Source organism: Streptomyces sp. NPDC004721 (genome assembly GCF_053601495.1).
In genome coordinates this window covers 20,530-36,893 of sequence record NZ_JBSGBZ010000031.1, presented here as the reverse complement: position 1 = coordinate 36,893, position 16,364 = coordinate 20,530, and the positions used below count along the sequence as shown (strand labels likewise).

Sequence of the window (16,364 nt, the reverse complement as noted above, 5' to 3'; positions counted from 1 at the left end):
GGGACCGTCCGGCGGGTGCCCGCGGCCGGCGTTCACCCGATGGGCAGCGGCGCGGCCCGGTGCTCCAGCAGCTCGCCGAGCTGTCGGCCGGCCGCCCGCAGCCTGCTCTGGGCGTGCCGGCGCCAGGCCGAGCCGCACCGGTTCTCGGGCCCGGCCACGGTCAGCGCGCACAGCACCTCGCCCCCCGCCACGACGGGTACCGCCACCGCCACCGCGCCCTCGCTCAACTCGCCCCTGGTGACCAGGAAACCGCTCTGGCGGACCCGGTCGATCTCGGTGGCCAGCTGGGCGCGTCCCAGGGTGCGGGCGGTGATGCCGCGCAGCGGCTGCTCCAGCACGTGGTCGATCACGGCACGCGGCGCATGGGCCAGCAGCAGGCGCTGGCCCGCTCCCGCGTAGAGCGGCAGCAACTGGTTGATCCGGAACGCCATCCGGATCGGGTGGGGCGACTGGGTCTGCCGCAGACACATGGCCCGTGTGCCGACCCGCACGGTCAGCACGGCCGTCTCGCCCGTCGCGTCCGTCAGCTCCTGGAGCAGCCCGTGACCCAACTCGACCAGGCGGGTGTGGGTCAGATGCTGACCGGAGATCTCCAGCAGCCGCCAGCCGGGAGCGTAGGTGCCCGCGCGCTCCTCCACCAGGTCCAGCTCGCGCAGGGTGCGCAGATACCGGTAGACGGTGCTCACCGGGATCCCGGCGTCGGCGGCGATCTTCTCGACCCGGGCCTCACCCGACTCGGCCACGCTGATCAGCACGTTGAGGCCGCGCTGGAACGAGACGCCTGGTGACACCCCGGACCGGCCCGCACCACCCGCGTCGCCCGCACCGCAAGGGACCACTTTTGTCATGAAGCCCTCCTCGGCCTGCCCATGGGGCGTCAGCGGTCGCCGTGCGGAGCGGCGGGGGCGTCAGCGTAAACGATCGTCCCCGCCTCGCACGAGACCTCGACCGTGCCGTATCGAGGGCTCTCGCGCACACCTCGTTCTCGCCCCGTGAGAACGCCTCTCGCCGTGTCGCGAACTCCGTGCCCGCACCGCGGCGACCGCTCCCGCACGGGTCGCGGCCCACGCTTCGGCGGCCACCGCCGCCGGCCGGATCGCCGTGGACACCGGAGCCGTGGACACCGGAAGGTGAGCGTGCAGTTCGGGCGATCCCGTTCCCGTCGGTCAGCGGGCGAGGCCGCCCAACGCGGCCCTCGCCCGGCACGGCGTCGCCGCGCACGCCGTCGCCGAACGCGATGGCGGCTGGGCCCTGTGGACCAGCAGCGTCCGCCAACCCGCGCCGGACGAGGCCCGGCTGCTGCTGCGCGAGGTCCGCAGGGCACTCGCCGAACTGCCCGGGCGGTGACGGCCGGTGGCCGGCATCGGCTGGCTGCACCAGGGGCCGGGCGGGCTCGCGGACACGCTCACCTAAGTCCGCAACGCCGCGCGCCTGGCGGGCGTCCGGGAGTTCCGTCCGTCCGTGGAGCTCACCGACGAACTCGAGGTCGCCCGGCTGCTGGCCACCTGGCAGCAGTCCGACATCACTCAGGCCTTCGCCGAGACCGCGCTCGCGCCGCTGCGCGACGCGGACCACGCCCACCTCCTGACCACCTTGCGGGTCTTCCTGGAGAACGGCGGTTCGTCGACGGCCACGGCACGTGCCCTGGGGATCCACCGCAACACCGTGACCGCCCGGCTGCGACAGGTGCGGGACCGGCTCGGCGTGGACCTGGACGATCCCGGCCACCGACTCGCCCTCCAGATGGCCTGCCGCGCGGTGCAGCCGGCACCGGAGTGACGCCCGCGTCGCGTTGGGGCGGGTGAGACGGGCCGGCGCGTCGTGGACGCCGGCGCTGGCGTGAATGTTCAGCGGCCGCGCCGGTGCAGCTCCAGGTCCGCGACCACGGGGCGGTGGTCGGACGCCTCCGTGGCGATCTCTCGGGCGCGGGCCACGGTGATGTCGGGGGAGACGGTCACGAAGTCGATGCGCTTTTGCGGACGGACGGCCGGGTACGTCCCGCCGCCGTCCGGGGCGGCGTCCCTGAGCCGCTGCCACAGCGGTGCCAACTCCGGAGCGTTCGCCCCGGTGTTGAAGTCCCCGACCAGGATCTTCGGGCCGCGGTCGGCGGCGAGCACGTCGAGCATGTCCCCGACCTGGGCCCTGCGGACGGACGGGTCGGCCCGGTAGTCCAGGTGCGTGTCGTAGACGTGCACGTGCGATCCCCTGACGTTGAGCGTCACCTCGGCGAAGCCGGGCGCCGGGGCCGGCACCGGATCGGGCGTCTGGGTGGAGAGCCGGGTGATCTCGTGGTTCTCGGCCTCGAGCACCGGGTGGCGACTCAGCACGGCGACGCCGAACTGGCGGCGGTCCGCGCCCGGGGTGGCCGGGTCCATGTCGTAGATCGGTGCGAAGAACACCCGCATGCCCAGCTTCTCCGCCAGCGCCCGGGCCTCGTCGGCGAAGTCGCTGCGGGCGCCCCAGTGGACGTCGACCTCCTGGAGGCCGACCACGTCGGCGTGCAGATCGCGTATCGCCCGTGCGGTGCGGTCGAGGTCGAAGACCTCGTCCTCGCCGGCCCCGGCGTGGATGTTGTAGGTCGCCACCCGCAGCGGCACCGCGGGTGCGCGGGACCCGGCGGTGCCGGCGTCCGCGGCCGTCGCCGGTGCCGCCATGGCGAGCGCGGCGGTGGCGGCTAGCACGGCGGCGAGGCCGCGCCGGACAGGACGTCGGAACGTGGGCTTCATACCGTCGATCCCTTCACCGTCGTCTTGGAGAGTCACACAACAGCCTTTGTGACGAGTGTGGTTGACGATGCCGCCCACGTCGAGACCGTCTCCGGCGAGTACCTGACGGGGATTCAGCGCCGTGGCGAGCCGTGTTCCGTCGTGGCACAGCACAGAGAACTGAAGGGGTTCACGTCAGACGTCAGACATCATATGATCCGCGTCGACGGCAGACGCCCTGCCGTTCTGAGCGATAGGACAGCGATGTCTCACTTCCGGCGAAGGCTCCGATGGGGAGCAGGTCTGGTGGGGCTCTCCACCGTCGTGGCACTGGCGGGCGGCGTGCCCGCGACCGCGGCCACCAAGCAGGCACCGGACTTCGATGCCACGCCCCCTCAGGCCGGCAAGCCCTTCTACGCGGAGCAGCAACTCGCGGCCAACGGCGAGGGCTTCCCGAACTACCGCATCCCGGCGCTGGCCGTCACCAACCGCGGTGACATCCTCGCCGCCTACGACGGCCGGCCCACCGCGATCGACGCCCCCGGCCCCAACTCCATCCTGCAGCGCCGCTCCACCGACGACGGCGCCACGTGGGGGGAGCAGACGATCGTCCACGGGGGCAAGCGGGAAGCGCCCATCGAGGGCTACTCGGACCCCAGTTACCTCGTCGACCGCTCCACCGGCGACATCTTCAACTTCCACGTGAAGTCCTTCGACCAGGGCTTCGGCGGGTCCCGGCCCGGCGTCGACCCCCAGGACCGCAACGTGCTCCACGCCGAGGTCAGCGTCTCCCACGACGACGGCCTCACCTGGCAGCACGAGGTCATCACCTCGGACGTCACCGCCGACCTCGGCTGGCGCTCCCGGTTCGCCGCGTCGGGCCAGGGCATCCAGCTGAAGTACGGCAAGTACGCCGGGCGGCTGCTCCAGCAGTACACGATCATCAACGGCGCCGGTGTCTTCCAGGCCGTGTCCGTGTACTCCGACGACCACGGCAGGACCTGGAAGGCCGGCGAACCGGTCGGCTCGGGCATGGACGAGAACAAGACCGTGGAGCTCTCCGACGGCCGCGTCATGCTCAACTCCCGCGACTCCGGCCGCTCCGGATACCGCAAGGTCGCGATCTCCGACGACGGCGGCGTCACCTACGGCAAGGTGACCGTCGACCGGGAACTGCCCGACCCGGCGAACAACGCCTCCATCGCCCGCGCCTTCCCCAACGCGCCGCAGGGGTCGGACCGCGCCAAGGTGCTGCTGTTCTCCAACGCGGGCTCCACCAGCCAACGGGCCAACGGCATCGTCCGGATGAGCTTCGACGACGGCGAGACGTGGCCGGTCGCCCGGGTCTTCCAGCCGGACGGCATGGCCTACTCGACCCTGGCGACCCTGCCCGACGGCAACGTCGGCCTGCTCTACGAGCCCGACGGCGGCAACGGCGGCATCCGCTTCGCCCGGTTCAACCTCGCCTGGCTCCAGGGCGTTGCCGCGCCGCTCACGGCCGAGAACCTCACGGTCGAACGCGGCGGCACGGCGGCCTTCGATCTCACGGTGGCGAACCAGAGCGGGTCGGCCCTCCAGGTGAAGGACCTCACCCTCGGGGTGCCGGCGGGCTGGACGTACGAACTGACGCCGCCGGACCGGATCCCCCCCGGCTCCTCCAAGACCGTCACCGTCGACCTCACCGTCCCCGAGGACGCGACCGGGGGCACCTACCCCGTGACCGCCACGCTCACGGACACCAAGGGGCGCACCTCCCGGGGTTCCTTCACCGTCGAGGTGCCGAAGACGGCCGACGAGAACACACCGGGCCGCATCCAGGTGACCGGCGGCACGCTCACCAACCCGCGGAACGACGGCTACCAGGCCAGTGACAGGCTGGTCTTCACCTACACCGTCACCAACCTGTCCGACGCGGCCACCACGGTGGTGCCGAGCGGGAACCTCAAGGACCTCGACCCGGCGGCCGACTCACGCAACTGCCGGTGGCGCGGCCTCGCGGCCCACGCCTCCTACACGTGCGCCTTCCCGTACCACGTCGTCTCACAGGAGGACCTGGACGCGGGGCACTTCACACCGGTGACCGAGTGGACCTCGACCTCGGACGACACCGTCACCGTGGTCAGGCACACCGGCGAGCGCGTCGAACTGGGCTGACCCGCCCCCTCGTCGAACCGCCTCGCGGGAGAACTCCCGCGAGGCGATGGGTCATTCCTGTCCGGAGACGGCCATCTCGCCCAGCAGCGACCAGTCGTCCTGCGCCAGGGTCGTGTTGACGATCCGAGGCGTCTCGGCGAGATGGGGCGGCAGGGTCCGCTGCGCGGCCCTGAAGTGCTCCGACTGCACGTGGGCCGCCCCCGCCTCGTCGTCGCGGAAGGCCTCGACCAGGACGTACTCCGTCGGGTCCTCGACGCTGCGGGACCAGTCGAACCACAGGCAGCCCGGCTCGGCGCGGGTGGCCGCGGTGAACTCGGCGGCGATCCGCGGCCACTGGTCGGCGTACTCGGGGCGGACACGGAACTTGGCGGTGATGAAGATCATCGGTCTCCCTCATTGGTTCTCTGCGCGCAGCCGCGCCGCCCGCTGCGCGGTCCCGCGCGCGACCGGCGCCTCAGAGGTGCGGTGGATCGGCTGAACACGGCCGTAGCCGTGACAGGTCGGACACGTCAGGCTGTGAAGATCGTAGCCGACGGGGAACACACCGCCCGGGGGTGCGGCGGTGCGCCGCCGCAAGGGGGAGGGGACGGAACCGGATGGGGATCGCGCTGCTGGTGGCGTTGACCGCCGTCGTGGCCGCGGCCGTCGTCACGGGCCTGGTACGGGCCGGGTGACGCGAGGCACAGGCGGAGAGGACCCGACTCGCCGAGGAGGCGCGGCGGCAGGCGCGCCGGTCGCTGGACGCGGTGTGGGCGATGGACGACCGGCAGTTCGAGGAGTACGTCGCCGAACTGTGCCGCCGGGACGGCTGCACCGACGTCCGGCGGGTCGGCGGCGCCGGCGATCTGGGCGCGGACGTGACCGGCCGCTTGCCCGACGGCCGCCGCGTCGTCATCCAGTGCAAGCGGTACGCCAAGCACCGCACCGTCGGCAGCCGTGACCTCCAGACCTTCAACGGCGCCGCGCGAGCCGAGCACCGAGCCGACGTCCCGGTCTTCGTCGCCTCCTGCGTCTTCACCCGGCCGGCCGCGAGTTCGCGGCAAGACACCGACTGTGCCTCGTCGACGTCGATCTGCTCGGCTTCTGGAACGGCGGCACCGCGTCGACCTCGTTCCTGGACCTGGACATCGGCCGGTCCGGAACCAACCGCCGGCTGCGCCCGGACCACGACTGACGGGAGTCGCGTGTGCCGTGCGCGGACGGGACACCGGCGGGATGCCCCGTCCGCGCACGGCACACGGGGCATCTTCCGGCCGGTCAGGCGGCGGAGTCGGTGCCTTCTCCGCCCTCCCCGCGCGGGAGCCGGCGAAGCCGCAGCACGGCCACCGCCGCCGTACCGGCGCCGGCCAGGGCCAGCACCAGCAGGAGAGCCCGGTCCGGGACGGCCTCGCCGAGCCGCCTCGCGCCGCTCTCCCAGGCCGCCTCGGTGTCGATGTCGAGGAGGGAGGGCAGTGCCGAGGTGCCGTCGAAGAGCAGGAACACGACGCCCAGCAGGACGAAGAGGATCCCGCCGGCCAGCGAGGTGGTGTGCACGGTCAGCGGTCCCCACCGCAGCGCGCGCCCCCGCAGCCAGCGCCGGCGCCCGAGGTCCCAGCGGTCCCACAGCAGCGCCAGGACGAACAGCGGCACGGCCATGCCCAGCGCGTAGACGGCCAGCAGGAGCCCGCCGTGGAGCGGGCTGCCGTCGAGCGCCGCGACGGTGAGGATGCCGCCGAGGATGGGACCGGCGCAGAAGCCCGCCAGTCCGTAGACGGCGCCCAGGGCGAAGACGGACACGGCGGACCCGGTCCTGCGGGTGCCCGCCGCCTGCTGAAGACGGCGGGAGCCGAAGCCGAGGCCCAGGATCTGCGCCAGTCCCAGTGCGATCATCGTCCAGCCGCCGAGCAGGACCAGCAGCTCGCGGTGGCCGTAGAACAGGCGGCTGGCGAAGGAGCCGGCCACACCGAGCGGCACCAGCGTGGTGCACAGCCCCGCGTAGAAGACGGCGGTACGCAGCGACAGTCGGGTGCGGCCGGTGAAGGAGTAGGCGAAGAACGCCGGCAGCAGCAGCGCACTGCACGGGCTGAGCAGTGCCAGCAGGCCGCCGAGGAAGGCGGTCGCGGCGGTGATCCCGCTCATCGCCCGGCTTCCTTCGCGGCCTTCTCGACGGCGGCGGTGAACGTGCTCAGCGGCTGCGCGCCGAGGACGGGTGTGGAGTTGACGAGGAAGGCGGGCGTGCTGGACACCCCCAGCGCGTATCCCTCCTCCTGGTCCCTGCTCACCGACGCCTCGGCGGCCTGGGACTTCAGGTCGGCCTCGAAGCGGTCGAGGTCGGCGACGCCCGCCTCGCGGGCCATCTCGCGAAGCCGGGAGGAGGAGAAGGCGCCCTTGTTGCGCGGGCGCTCCTTGGCGTAGGCGACGTCGTGGAACTGCCAGAACCGCCCCTGCTGTCCAGCGGCCCAGGAGGCGCGGGCGACGCGCTCCGATTCGGCGCCGAACACGGGGAAGTTCCGCCACTCGATGCGCAGCAGGCCCTTGTCCACGTACGACCGGACGAGTTCCGGCTTGGTCTCCCGCGCGAACTTGCCGCAGAAGGGGCACTGGAAGTCCTCGTAGGCGATCAGTACGACGGGCGCGTCGGCGCGGCCCAGGGCCAGTGGGTCCTTCTGGTCCCTGCGGGCCAGGGCGAGCAGCGACTTCTGCTGTTCGTCGGGGGTGGCTCCGGCGACGGACGGCGACACGGCGGCGGACGGCGGGACGGCGGCGGCCGGCCGGTCCCGGGACACGGAGTCCCCGGAACCGCCGCCGAGGGCGGCGGCCACGGCGACGGCGGCGGCCGCACCGCCGCCCACGGCGATCCAGGTCAGACGGCGACGGTGGGCACGAGGGGAGGAAGGCATGGGACACCTCCGAAAGTGAAGTGTGCGAAGGAGAGGGGCGTAGAGGAGAAGGAGACTGGATGGAGAGGGGAAGGACAGGGGTCAGGCGACGGGCCGCACGGGGCAGGCCGCCTCGGTGGCCAGGCGCCGCAGCGCGGCCTCGGCCAGCAGGACGAGGGCGAGCACCGCGACCGCGGGTTGCAGGGGGGCCCAGTAACTCAGCGCGCCGGAGGCCCCCAGCAGAAGCAGGGCCGCCTTGTTGCAGACGGGGCAGCCGACCGCGAGGAAGGACAGCACCGCGCCGGCCGACCCGAGTGAACGTCCGGTCGCGTCGTCACGGCCCGCGACGGGCCCGGTTCGCACATAGGTGGCGAGCACCACGGCCGACAGCACGGCGGTGAGGAGCAGCATCGGGTAGTTCCACCACACCGGCGGCACCGAGCGGGAGAACAGCGGGGTCGGGACGAGGGCGGTGGGCACGCCCAGGACGAGGACCGCCAACGGCGTGGCCGCCGCGACAGCGGCCCAGCGGCGTCGGGGCCAGCAGCGCAGGGCGGCCCACGCCGCACGGGGGGAGCGGGACACGGACAACGGATGACTCTCCGGTCGTACGGGGTGACAGGGACGCGCGGACACGGCGCGCGGGCCTACACCCGTCGTACGGAGAGTTCGGTGAGGTCGGGAGGAGACGGTTCCGGTCCGTGGCGCCGGACGTCCCGGTGCGCGGACGTCCACGCCGGTGCCGTGTCGTCGGCGTGCGCCGGCAGGGCACGGGCGAGCAGCGCACCGAACCGCGGGTGCTGTTGCTCCGGCTGCGCCTTCTTCAGGCAGGGCCCGTTTCCCGCGGCGGCGGGCGCGCCGTGACCGGCGTCGTCCAGCGTCTCGGGACACGGTGCCACGTGCGGGTCGGCCGCGGTGGAGGAGGACGCCGCCCGGAACGCGGGCGGGGAGGCGGTCGTGGCGCAGAACAGCGCGGCCAGCAGGACGAGCAGCGCGAGGCCGGCGCCCATGGCACCGTGCCGCCTGCGACGCATCGCCGTTCCTCCACTTCGTCGGTCCCGACACCATAGCCCAGGTACCCCCGGGCGTATCGAAGCCGGGACCGGGCGCGTCATCACAGCGGGACCAGGGCCCACCCCTCGTGCTGACGGAGCGCCAGGTGCCACACGGCGGCCGGTACGACCCCCACGCCGGCCACGAGGGTGTCGGCGGTCAGTCCGCGCCCCGAGAGACTGTTGGCGCAGGCGAGGACCCGCGCCCCGGTCTCCAGCAGCCGGGTGACCTGTTCGCCCGCCTCTTCCCCCAGCACGAGGTCCAGTCCGGCGCCGTGGACGACGACCTCGACCTCGACGGGCCGATCCGCCGCCGCCACCAGGTTCGTCACCGCGCGCACCACGCGGTCCGGTTGAGGAGCCGCCACGACGACACGGACGGGAGCGGGGAAACCGGCCTCGGCTGCCTCGGCGTTCTCGGCTTTCATGGGGTCACCCTCGCACACCGGACGGCACCTCGACCGGGGGCCCGCGCGGCGCGGCCCGATCCCACCGGAAACAGGAACCCGCGGCCGTGCACAGGCCTGACCGCGGGCGGGCCGTGCCGCCGTCGTGCCGGCTGGTGTCAGCGGTCCTGGGACAGGCGCAGCAGGTCCGCGAAGACCCCGTTCGCCTGCACGAGTTCGTCGTACGGGCCCTGCTCGGTGATGCGGCCCTCCTCCATGACCACGACGTGGTCGGCGATCCTGGTGTTCTCCAGGCGGTGCGTGACGACGATGGTGATGCGTTCGCCGGCGATGGCCTTGATCTTCCCGAAGATGCCGTGCTCGCCCCGCGGGTCCATCTGCGAGGTCGGCTCGTCCAGGATCAGCAGCGGTGTCTGCCGGTACAGCGCCCGTCCGCAGACCAGGCGCTGCCACTGGCCGCCGGACAGTTCGGCACCGCCCCACAGCTCCTTGGCGAGGAGGGTGTCGAGCTGCTGGGGCAGTTTTTCGACCGCCTCTCGCATGCCGACGGCCTCGACCGCTTCCCAGACCGGTCCGTCGTCGTGGGTGCGGGGCTGGCCGAGGGTGATGTTCTCGCGGGTGCGCAGGGGCCAGCAGGCGAAGTTCTGGGGGACGAGGGCGGTGCGCCGCCATACGGCGTCGGGGTCGGCGTCGGCGAGGTCGGTGCCGTCCCACAGGACGCGGCCCTTGTCCGCGAGGAGGATGCCGGTGATGAGCTTGGCCAGGGTGGACTTGCCGGAGCCGTTCTCGCCGACGACGGCGAGGATCTGGCCGCGGCGCAGGGTGAGCGACACACCGTTGACCGCCGGTTCGTCCTTGCCCGGGTACCGGTAGACGACTTCGTCGAGCCGGATCTCGTCCACGCGTTCGGGGATGGTCAGTTCACCGCGCCTGGGGGCGCGTTCGCGGGCCATGTCGAGGAAGGACCGCATGTCGGCGAGGTAGAGCGAGGTGTGGAACATGGCGGCGCCGTTGACGACGAACTGCGAGAGCGCGGCCAGCGTGGTCTGCACGGCGACCACGGCGGTGGCCGCGACCGGGAGGGCGACACGACCGGTGGTGGCCAGCCAGGCGAGGGTGGCCCAGGTGCCGAGCAGGAACACGCCGCCCAGGGCGCTGCTCGCCAGCACGATGCGCAGCATGCGGGGCGCGGCGGTGAGGGTGCGCTGGTCGATGCGGTCGGACAGTGCGCGGTACCAGTAGACCAGGTAGCCGGTCATGCCGTTGGCGCGGACCTCGTCCCCGAAGCGCGAGTAGGTGGCCCACCAGCGCATCATGGAGCGCACGTTGCGGTCGCCGACGTTGAGGTAGTGGGTCTCGTAGTCGACGCGTGCCGACAGTACGGCGCCGACGCCGGCCGGGACGACGGCCAGCAGGAGCAGCGGCAGCATCAGCGGGTGCAGGGCGGTGATGACACCGCTCGCCGCGATCATGCGGATCAGGGCGGCCGTGAACCGCTGGCTGTCCTGCACCATGAACCGGGTCCGGGTGACACCGACCTCGGCGGCCTCCTGCCGGTCGGCGAAGCCGTTCTCGCCGTACGCCGACGCCTCGACCCGGCACACGGCGGCGACGAGCGCGATGTCCGCCTCGGTCATCAGCAGCGGTGTGATCCGCCCGTCGGCATAGGAGGACAGGGCGCTGCTGATCCGGCCGAGGCCCGCGGCGGCCATCACCACGATCAGCGCGGGCAGCGCGCCGTGCAGGCGTTCGGACACGGTGCCCGTGCCGAGGATGTGGGTCATGGCCTGCGCGGTGAACGCGAGGACGAGCGCGGCCGTGGCGCCCGTGAGGAGCTGGCAGGCCAGGAGGAGGACGACGCCGGTCCTGTCGACGGACCAGGCCATGCGCGCGGTGTGCCCGAGCACGGCGGGAAGCCGGCGGCACATGGCGCCGAAACCGGCCTCCGCCAGCGGGTTCCTGCCGTGCTTGCCCTCGAAGGTGATCGTGGCCGGCGGTGGCGGGGGAGGTGTCTTCCCGTTCGCGGTCGAGGCGTCAGTCACCGTCACCTGCATCCCTCCTTGGGGCTCGCACCGCGCCTGGATGGCTCGGCAGTGCCCGGTACAACGAGGTGCCGGGAGATTCGAACACGCTCGATTCCGGACGCGGTGGGCCCCTTGCGGAGCAAGGGCTCGCTCGCGCTGTCGCCGCAGTGGAGCCGCCGCCGAGCGGTGGCAGGGTGGCCGAAACGCCGATGCCCGAGACGCCTGGGACACGTGGGTTTTCCCAGGGTACGGCCCCGGTCCTCACTACCTACCGGGCCGCCGTAGGCCTACGGCTGAGCGCGCCCCCTGCCGGAAGACGCATCGACCCACTACCTTTCTCCGCGCCGGCTGCCTCGGGTTGCCCGAGGCATGCCGGCGCCGGACACTGACATGTCGTCAACCACCGCTGGAGAGCCTTATGGGACGCAGCACACGACCCCGGCCGCCTGCCAGACGCCGACTGCCCGCTGTCGCGGCCGGTACGACGGCCGCCCTGATCCTGGCCATGACGCCCTCGGCGGCCTCGGGCGCCGCACCGGCGCAGTCCGCGCCGCACACGCTGCCCGGCGGCTACAAGCACCTGGTCGTGATCTACGAGGAGAACCACTCCTTCGACAACCTCTACGGCACCTGGGGACCGGTCGGCGGCCGGCAGGTCGAGGGCCTGGCCCAGGCCACCGCCCAGCAGCGCACGCAACGCGCCCAGGACGGCACGCCGTATCGCTGCCTGCTCCAGAACGACGTGAACCTGACCAGCCCGCCCCTGGAGTCGACCTGTAGCGACACCGCCCACGGGGTGGAGGCGAGCGCGTTCACCAACGAGCCGTTCACGATCGACGACCACATCGGACCGCAGGACCGCACCTGCCCCGCGCCCGGAGTCCGCGCGGACAACGGTGTGGTCAAGGACTCCCCGGGTGCCCTGCCCGGCGGCTGCACCCGGGACCTGGTGCACCGCTTCTACCAGAACCGGTACGCCATCGACGGCGGCCGGCAGGACCGCTACGTCACCGCCTCCGACGCGGTCGGCCTCACCATGGGCCACTACGACACCGCGTCACTGCCGGTCCACCGCTACCTGCACGCGCCGGGCGCCCCGCGCTACGTTCTGGCCGACCACTTCTTCCAGGGCGCGTTCGGCGGCTCCTTCCTCAACCACCAGTACCTGATCGCCGCGCGGGCGCCGGAGGACACCAGCGCCGGAGCGTCCGGCGCGAAGAACACGGTCCTCGACGGCAACGGCATGCCCGCCTCCTACCCGCTGTACAAGGCGACCGGCCCGGTGGCGGACGGTGCACTGACCACCGCCTGCCCGGACGGTGACCCGGCCGACTACGCGCACGCCTGCGGCAACCTGGCCGTCAACACGGTGCAGCCGGCCAGCGCACCGTACGGCAGCGGCGCCCGGATCCCGCTGATCGACGACGCGAAGTACCCCAACATCGGCGACCGGCTCACCGCCGCCGGCGTCTCCTGGAACTGGTACTCCGGCGGCTGGAACGACGCGGAGGCCGGGCACCCCGGACCGCTCTTCCAGTACCATCACCAGCCGTTCAACTACTTCGCCGACTACGCCCCCGGCACGCCGGGGCGCAGCCACCTGCGCGACGAGACGGAGTTCCTGCGCGCGGCCAGGACCGGCACGCTGCCGGCCGTCAGCTTCGTCAAGCCCTACGGCGCCGAGAACGAACACCCCGGCTACGCCAGCGAAGCGGACGGCAGCGACCACCTCGTCGACCTGCTCAAGGCGGTGACGGAGGGCCCGCAGGCCGGCAACACGCTCGTGGTCGTCACCTACGACGAGTTCGGCGGCCAGTGGGACCATCTGCCGCCCCCCGGACCGGGCTCGCCCACGCGCGGCGCCCATGACACCTGGGGCCCGGGCACCCGCATCCCCGCACTGATCATCTCCCGCTCGCTGCCGCGCTCGGCCGTCGACCACACCGTCTACGACACCACCTCCATCATCGCCACCGTCGAACGCAGCTACGGACTCAAGCCCGTCGCCACCCGCGACGCGCTCGTCAACGACCTGTCCCCGGCCGTGGCCGCGGGTGGCCGCAGAACCCCGTAGCCGCAGCCTGCCAGGCGGCCAGGAGCAGCAGGGCGCCGGTTTCGGTCGGCTGCGGCGGGCGGTTCGGTGTCCGAGCACCTTTGTGTGGCTTCTCTGTGCCCGGCTGCGGGGCCTCTCCGTGACCGACTGGGGGGCCTCTCCGTGACGGCGGCGGCCTGCCGGGTGCGGCACGACAAAGGGGCGTATCTGCGTGATGATCGGCATATGCCATGGACTCACCGAAAACGTGGTCCAACGGCCGATCCGGACCGCTCCGCGCACCGTGTCCCTGGTATGGGGACCGCTTCGACCACGGACGAGGAACTGCTCCGCACCCTGTACGCCGAGCATGCGGGACCCCTGTTCCACTACGCGCTGCGACTGACCTCAGGGGACCGGCAGTGGGCCGAGGACGTCGTGCAGGAGACGCTGCTGCGCGCGTGGCAGCACCCCGCCGCGTTCGAACCGGCTCGCGGTCCGGCGCGCGCATGGCTGTGCACGGTCGCCCGGCACGTGGTCATCGACGGCCACCGCGCCCGCAAGGCCAGGCCGCCCGAGGTGGACGGCGAGGCCCTGGAGCAGGCCGCCGAGCAGACGCGGGGCGAGGACCAGATCGAGCAGGCGCTGCAGAGCTGGGCCGTGGCCGACGCCCTGCGGACGCTGTCCCCGGACCATCGCGCCGTACTGCTGGAGACGTACTACCGGGGCCGGACCATGGCGGAAGCCGCGGATGTCCTGGGCATCCCGCTGGGCACCGTGAAGTCGCGGACCTACTACGCCCTGCACGCCCTCAGGCTCGCGCTCCGGGAACGGGGGATCGAGCCATGACGGCGGCGTGGAGGAGGTGGCGACCATGACCGCGGACCACGACGCCCTCCGGCCGGCGCTGGGCGGATACGTCCTGGGCACGCTGTCCCCGGCGGAGAGCGAGGAGGTGCGGGCCCACCTCGCGGTGTGCGACGAGTGTCGGCACGAGCACGCGGAGCTGGCGGGACTGCCGGCCCTGCTCGCGACGGTTACCGAAGCCGAAGCCGAAGCCGAAGCCGGAGCTGCTGCCGCCGACGTCGAAGCCGAAGCCGCGGGTCGGGGGATGCCCGCCGTCAGCCGGGACCTCGCCGACCGGCTGGTGCGGCGGGCAGCCGAGACCGCGTCGGACGCTCCTCCGGCACGTTCCGACGTGCCTGCCGCCCCTCAGGCGGCCGAAGAGAGCCTCCTCGACCGGATGCTCCACCAGGCCGCGGCCAGGCGCCGCAGGACCTGGCGGCTCCAGTGGGCCGGAGCCGCCGCCTCCCTGGCGCTCATCGCGGCGTCGATCGGCGGCACATGGCTCGCGGCCGGCGGATCCGTGGTCAGTGAGGCGACGCCGCCCGGCCCCACCGCGCAGGCGCCGTCACGCACCTTCTCCGGACACGATTCCGTCACCGGTGTCACCGCCTCGGTGAAGGTCTCGCCCTCGGCGTGGGGCAGTGTCCTCCAGGTCTCCGCCGGAGGGGCGCCCGCGGGCGTCATCTGCCGGTTGCAGGCGATCGGGCCCGGCGGGGCCAGGGCGGACGCCGCCACCTGGCGGGCGGGCCAGTACCCTCCCGGCACCACGATTCCAGGAGCGGTCCCGCTCTCACCGGGAGCCATCCAGCACTTCGAGATCGTCACGGGCGACGGTCGGAAGCTGGTCACGATGCGAGCGTAGGCGCGCGAAAGCCCGCACCCGCAGAAATATGGCAAAGGATGCAATCAGTCCCGAACCGCGTGGTACCCGCTCTCCGTGCAACTGGATGAGGGGCCAACTCGGGCCTCGCCGCAGCGATTCCACCCGATTCCCGGGCCACCCCTCGGATTCCGGCCTCCGCACCCCACAGAAGAGCCACAAGACCATGTTTGTGACCGATCCCGCCTGTCCGAGCCCACCACTGCTCTCGCACTGCCGTCACCAGGCCATGCTCACTCTCCCCGCCCAGGAGGCGCACGTCTCGGCCGCCCGTCACTTCGCGGCGGATCTGCTGGAGTGCTGGCGCGTCCCCCGGAGCGAGCGGGACTCCGCCGTCCTCATCGTCGACGAACTCGCCGCGAACGCCGCCCAGTACGGCCGCGAGCACATGACGCTGCTGCTCCTCCTCGACCACGGCACCCTGCACATCGTCGTCAGCGACTCCGGAACCGCCGTGGAGCACCACCACCGCGAGACGGCCCCGGACGAACACGGCCGCGGCACCGGCATCGTCCGCTACCTCGCGGAGTCGACCGAGGTCCACCACACACGCGGCGGCCGTGAGGTCCGCGCCTGCCTGCGATGCCGGGTGTGACGGAATCCCGCACCCGCCCGGTCACGGGTGGGGGCGCGGACGAGGCGCGGGTACCCGCCTATTCCTCGTCGCCCGTCGTCATCTCCACGTCGATCACCCCGTCGTCCTGGAAGAGCTCGGACGCCAGTTGCGCGGGATCCTCGGTGCCTTCCAGCTCCAGCAGCACCTTCGCGGCGTCGTCGGTGCGGCCGGGCAGCCGCTCGACTCCGACCTGGAGGATGCGGAAGCCCCGACGGGTGCAGACCTGCATCAGGCGCGGCAGCAGCGCCGTGCCCGTACGGTAGGTCAGACGCGCCTCGAAGATGTTGGTGGACGTGCCGGGCATCAGGCGGGTGGACAGCAGGAGCGGATATCCGCGGACGACCAGGAAGTGCACGATGGTGGTCGCCGTCGCGAGGATGGGCAGTCCGCCGCCGCAGGCCATGCCGACCGCACAGGTCAGCCAGACTGTCGCCGCGGTGGTCAGGCCCCGTACCGCGTCCCGGCGCACGAAGATCAGTCCGCCGCCGATGAACCCGATGCCCGAGACGATCTGCGCCGCCACCCGGGACGGGTCGAACGAGACGTTCTCCAGCCCCAGGACATTGGTGAACCCGTGCTGCGAGACCTCCATCATCAAGGCGCTGGAGATACCGACCAGCGTGTGCGTCCGCAGGCCCGCGCTCTTCTGCTTGGCCTCCCGCTCCCAGCCGATCAGGCTCGACAACAGCAGCGCCAGCCCCAGCTCGGACAGCTGCCGCACGCCCTGCCCGTTGCCCAAGTCCCACAACGACGCCGCCAGCCCGCTCACGCGCACCTCCCGACCCGTACG

16 protein-coding genes and 1 pseudogene are annotated in these 16,364 nt (G+C 72.5%); 7 read left to right on the top strand and 10 right to left on the bottom strand.

Annotation, left to right across the window (positions count from 1 at the left end; genetic code table 11):
• Nucleotides 1–32: 32 nt before the first annotated feature.
• The gene (locus ACWEK3_RS26355) at nt 33–848 is read right to left on the bottom strand and encodes an IclR family transcriptional regulator (protein WP_361419668.1); all 816 of its coding nucleotides are present in this window, start codon (nt 846–848) and stop codon (nt 33–35) included.
• A gap of 613 nt (nt 849–1,461) precedes the next feature.
• On the opposite strand from ACWEK3_RS26355, the gene ACWEK3_RS26350 reads away from it, so the two are divergent.
• Nucleotides 1,462–1,779: a PucR family transcriptional regulator gene (locus ACWEK3_RS26350; RefSeq protein WP_450542083.1), complete on the top strand. Its 318-nt coding sequence runs from the start codon at nt 1,462–1,464 to the stop codon at nt 1,777–1,779.
• 68 nt (nt 1,780–1,847) lie between these two features.
• Here the strand turns inward: ACWEK3_RS26350 and ACWEK3_RS26345 are convergent, their stop codons facing one another.
• Nucleotides 1,848–2,726 (bottom strand): endonuclease/exonuclease/phosphatase family protein, encoded by an 879-nt coding sequence (locus ACWEK3_RS26345; RefSeq protein ID WP_453250719.1) that lies wholly within the window; start codon nt 2,724–2,726, stop codon nt 1,848–1,850.
• A gap of 285 nt (nt 2,727–3,011) precedes the next feature.
• On the opposite strand from ACWEK3_RS26345, the gene ACWEK3_RS26340 reads away from it, so the two are divergent.
• Entirely contained in the window at nt 3,012–4,859 is a 1,848-nt protein-coding gene (locus ACWEK3_RS26340) for an exo-alpha-sialidase (RefSeq protein WP_453250718.1), read from the top strand.
• Between the two features lie 51 nt (nt 4,860–4,910).
• Here ACWEK3_RS26340 and ACWEK3_RS26335 read toward each other — a convergent pair whose 3' ends face one another.
• Entirely contained in the window at nt 4,911–5,243 is a 333-nt protein-coding gene (locus ACWEK3_RS26335) for a putative quinol monooxygenase (RefSeq protein WP_376548896.1), read from the bottom strand.
• 371 nt (nt 5,244–5,614) lie between these two features.
• Here ACWEK3_RS26335 and ACWEK3_RS26330 point away from each other — a divergent pair.
• Nucleotides 5,615–5,836 (top strand): annotated as a pseudogene (locus tag ACWEK3_RS26330) (restriction endonuclease); the annotation flags it as partial.
• A 280-nt stretch (nt 5,837–6,116) separates the two neighbouring features.
• Here the strand turns inward: ACWEK3_RS26330 and ACWEK3_RS26325 are convergent.
• The 6 genes from ACWEK3_RS26325 to ACWEK3_RS26300 all read right to left on the bottom strand — a co-directional run bounded on the left by ACWEK3_RS26325 (nt 6,117) and on the right by ACWEK3_RS26300 (nt 11,230).
• Nucleotides 6,117–6,977: a cytochrome c biogenesis CcdA family protein gene (locus tag ACWEK3_RS26325; protein WP_450542078.1), complete on the bottom strand. Its 861-nt coding sequence runs from the start codon at nt 6,975–6,977 to the stop codon at nt 6,117–6,119.
• Complete coding sequence (locus ACWEK3_RS26320; protein ID WP_453250717.1) at nt 6,974–7,738, bottom strand: DsbA family protein; 765 nt, start codon at nt 7,736–7,738, stop codon at nt 6,974–6,976. Before ACWEK3_RS26320 ends, ACWEK3_RS26325 begins: the two co-directional genes overlap by 4 nt.
• 81 nt (nt 7,739–7,819) lie before the next feature.
• On the bottom strand, nt 7,820–8,302 hold the full coding sequence (locus ACWEK3_RS26315; protein WP_365418669.1) for a hypothetical protein: 483 nt from the start codon (nt 8,300–8,302) through the stop codon (nt 7,820–7,822).
• A 62-nt stretch (nt 8,303–8,364) separates the two neighbouring features.
• Nucleotides 8,365–8,751 (bottom strand): hypothetical protein, encoded by a 387-nt coding sequence (locus ACWEK3_RS26310; RefSeq protein ID WP_453066645.1) that lies wholly within the window; start codon nt 8,749–8,751, stop codon nt 8,365–8,367.
• Nucleotides 8,752–8,831: 80 nt separating this feature from the next.
• Nucleotides 8,832–9,197 (bottom strand): DsrE family protein, encoded by a 366-nt coding sequence (locus ACWEK3_RS26305; protein ID WP_376548905.1) that lies wholly within the window; start codon nt 9,195–9,197, stop codon nt 8,832–8,834.
• Nucleotides 9,198–9,334: 137 nt separating this feature from the next.
• A complete protein-coding gene (locus ACWEK3_RS26300) occupies nt 9,335–11,230 on the bottom strand; it encodes an ATP-binding cassette domain-containing protein (RefSeq protein WP_450542073.1) in 1,896 nt (631 codons plus the stop codon).
• A gap of 388 nt (nt 11,231–11,618) precedes the next feature.
• Between ACWEK3_RS26300 and ACWEK3_RS26295 the strand changes: the two genes are divergently transcribed.
• From ACWEK3_RS26295 to ACWEK3_RS26280, 4 genes are all read left to right on the top strand, one after another.
• Nucleotides 11,619–13,274, top strand: a complete 1,656-nt coding sequence (locus ACWEK3_RS26295) for an alkaline phosphatase family protein (RefSeq protein WP_453250716.1) — start codon at nt 11,619–11,621, stop codon at nt 13,272–13,274.
• 273 nt (nt 13,275–13,547) lie between these two features.
• A complete protein-coding gene (locus tag ACWEK3_RS26290) occupies nt 13,548–14,081 on the top strand; it encodes a sigma-70 family RNA polymerase sigma factor (RefSeq protein ID WP_453250715.1) in 534 nt (177 codons plus the stop codon).
• Nucleotides 14,082–14,106: 25 nt separating this feature from the next.
• Nucleotides 14,107–14,940 (top strand): zf-HC2 domain-containing protein, encoded by an 834-nt coding sequence (locus ACWEK3_RS26285; RefSeq protein WP_453250714.1) that lies wholly within the window; start codon nt 14,107–14,109, stop codon nt 14,938–14,940.
• A 247-nt stretch (nt 14,941–15,187) separates the two neighbouring features.
• On the top strand, nt 15,188–15,553 hold the full coding sequence (locus ACWEK3_RS26280; RefSeq protein WP_450547560.1) for an ATP-binding protein: 366 nt from the start codon (nt 15,188–15,190) through the stop codon (nt 15,551–15,553).
• 58 nt (nt 15,554–15,611) lie between these two features.
• Here ACWEK3_RS26280 and ACWEK3_RS26275 read toward each other — a convergent pair whose 3' ends face one another.
• A complete protein-coding gene (locus ACWEK3_RS26275) occupies nt 15,612–16,343 on the bottom strand; it encodes an MgtC/SapB family protein (protein ID WP_450547559.1) in 732 nt (243 codons plus the stop codon).
• Between the last annotated feature and the right edge of the window lie 21 nt (nt 16,344–16,364).

Excerpts from the sequence above, each read along its gene's own strand:
- ACWEK3_RS26295 (WP_453250716.1), top strand. The coding sequence starts at position 11,619 with ATGGGACGCAGCACACGACCCCGGCCGCCTGCCAGACGCCGACTGCCC.
- ACWEK3_RS26285 (WP_453250714.1), top strand. The coding sequence starts at position 14,107 with ATGACCGCGGACCACGACGCCCTCCGGCCGGCGCTGGGCGGATACGTC.
- ACWEK3_RS26280 (WP_450547560.1), top strand. The coding sequence starts at position 15,188 with ATGCTCACTCTCCCCGCCCAGGAGGCGCACGTCTCGGCCGCCCGTCAC.
- ACWEK3_RS26345 (WP_453250719.1), bottom strand. The coding sequence starts at position 2,726 with ATGAAGCCCACGTTCCGACGTCCTGTCCGGCGCGGCCTCGCCGCCGTG.
- ACWEK3_RS26310 (WP_453066645.1), bottom strand. The coding sequence starts at position 8,751 with ATGCGTCGCAGGCGGCACGGTGCCATGGGCGCCGGCCTCGCGCTGCTC.
- ACWEK3_RS26325 (WP_450542078.1), bottom strand. The coding sequence starts at position 6,977 with ATGAGCGGGATCACCGCCGCGACCGCCTTCCTCGGCGGCCTGCTGGCA.
- ACWEK3_RS26290 (WP_453250715.1), top strand. The coding sequence starts at position 13,548 with ATGGGGACCGCTTCGACCACGGACGAGGAACTGCTCCGCACCCTGTAC.
- ACWEK3_RS26320 (WP_453250717.1), bottom strand. The coding sequence starts at position 7,738 with ATGCCTTCCTCCCCTCGTGCCCACCGTCGCCGTCTGACCTGGATCGCC.
- ACWEK3_RS26335 (WP_376548896.1), bottom strand. The coding sequence starts at position 5,243 with ATGATCTTCATCACCGCCAAGTTCCGTGTCCGCCCCGAGTACGCCGAC.
- ACWEK3_RS26305 (WP_376548905.1), bottom strand. The coding sequence starts at position 9,197 with ATGAAAGCCGAGAACGCCGAGGCAGCCGAGGCCGGTTTCCCCGCTCCC.
- ACWEK3_RS26300 (WP_450542073.1), bottom strand. The coding sequence starts at position 11,230 with ATGCAGGTGACGGTGACTGACGCCTCGACCGCGAACGGGAAGACACCT.
- ACWEK3_RS26355 (WP_361419668.1), bottom strand. The coding sequence starts at position 848 with ATGACAAAAGTGGTCCCTTGCGGTGCGGGCGACGCGGGTGGTGCGGGC.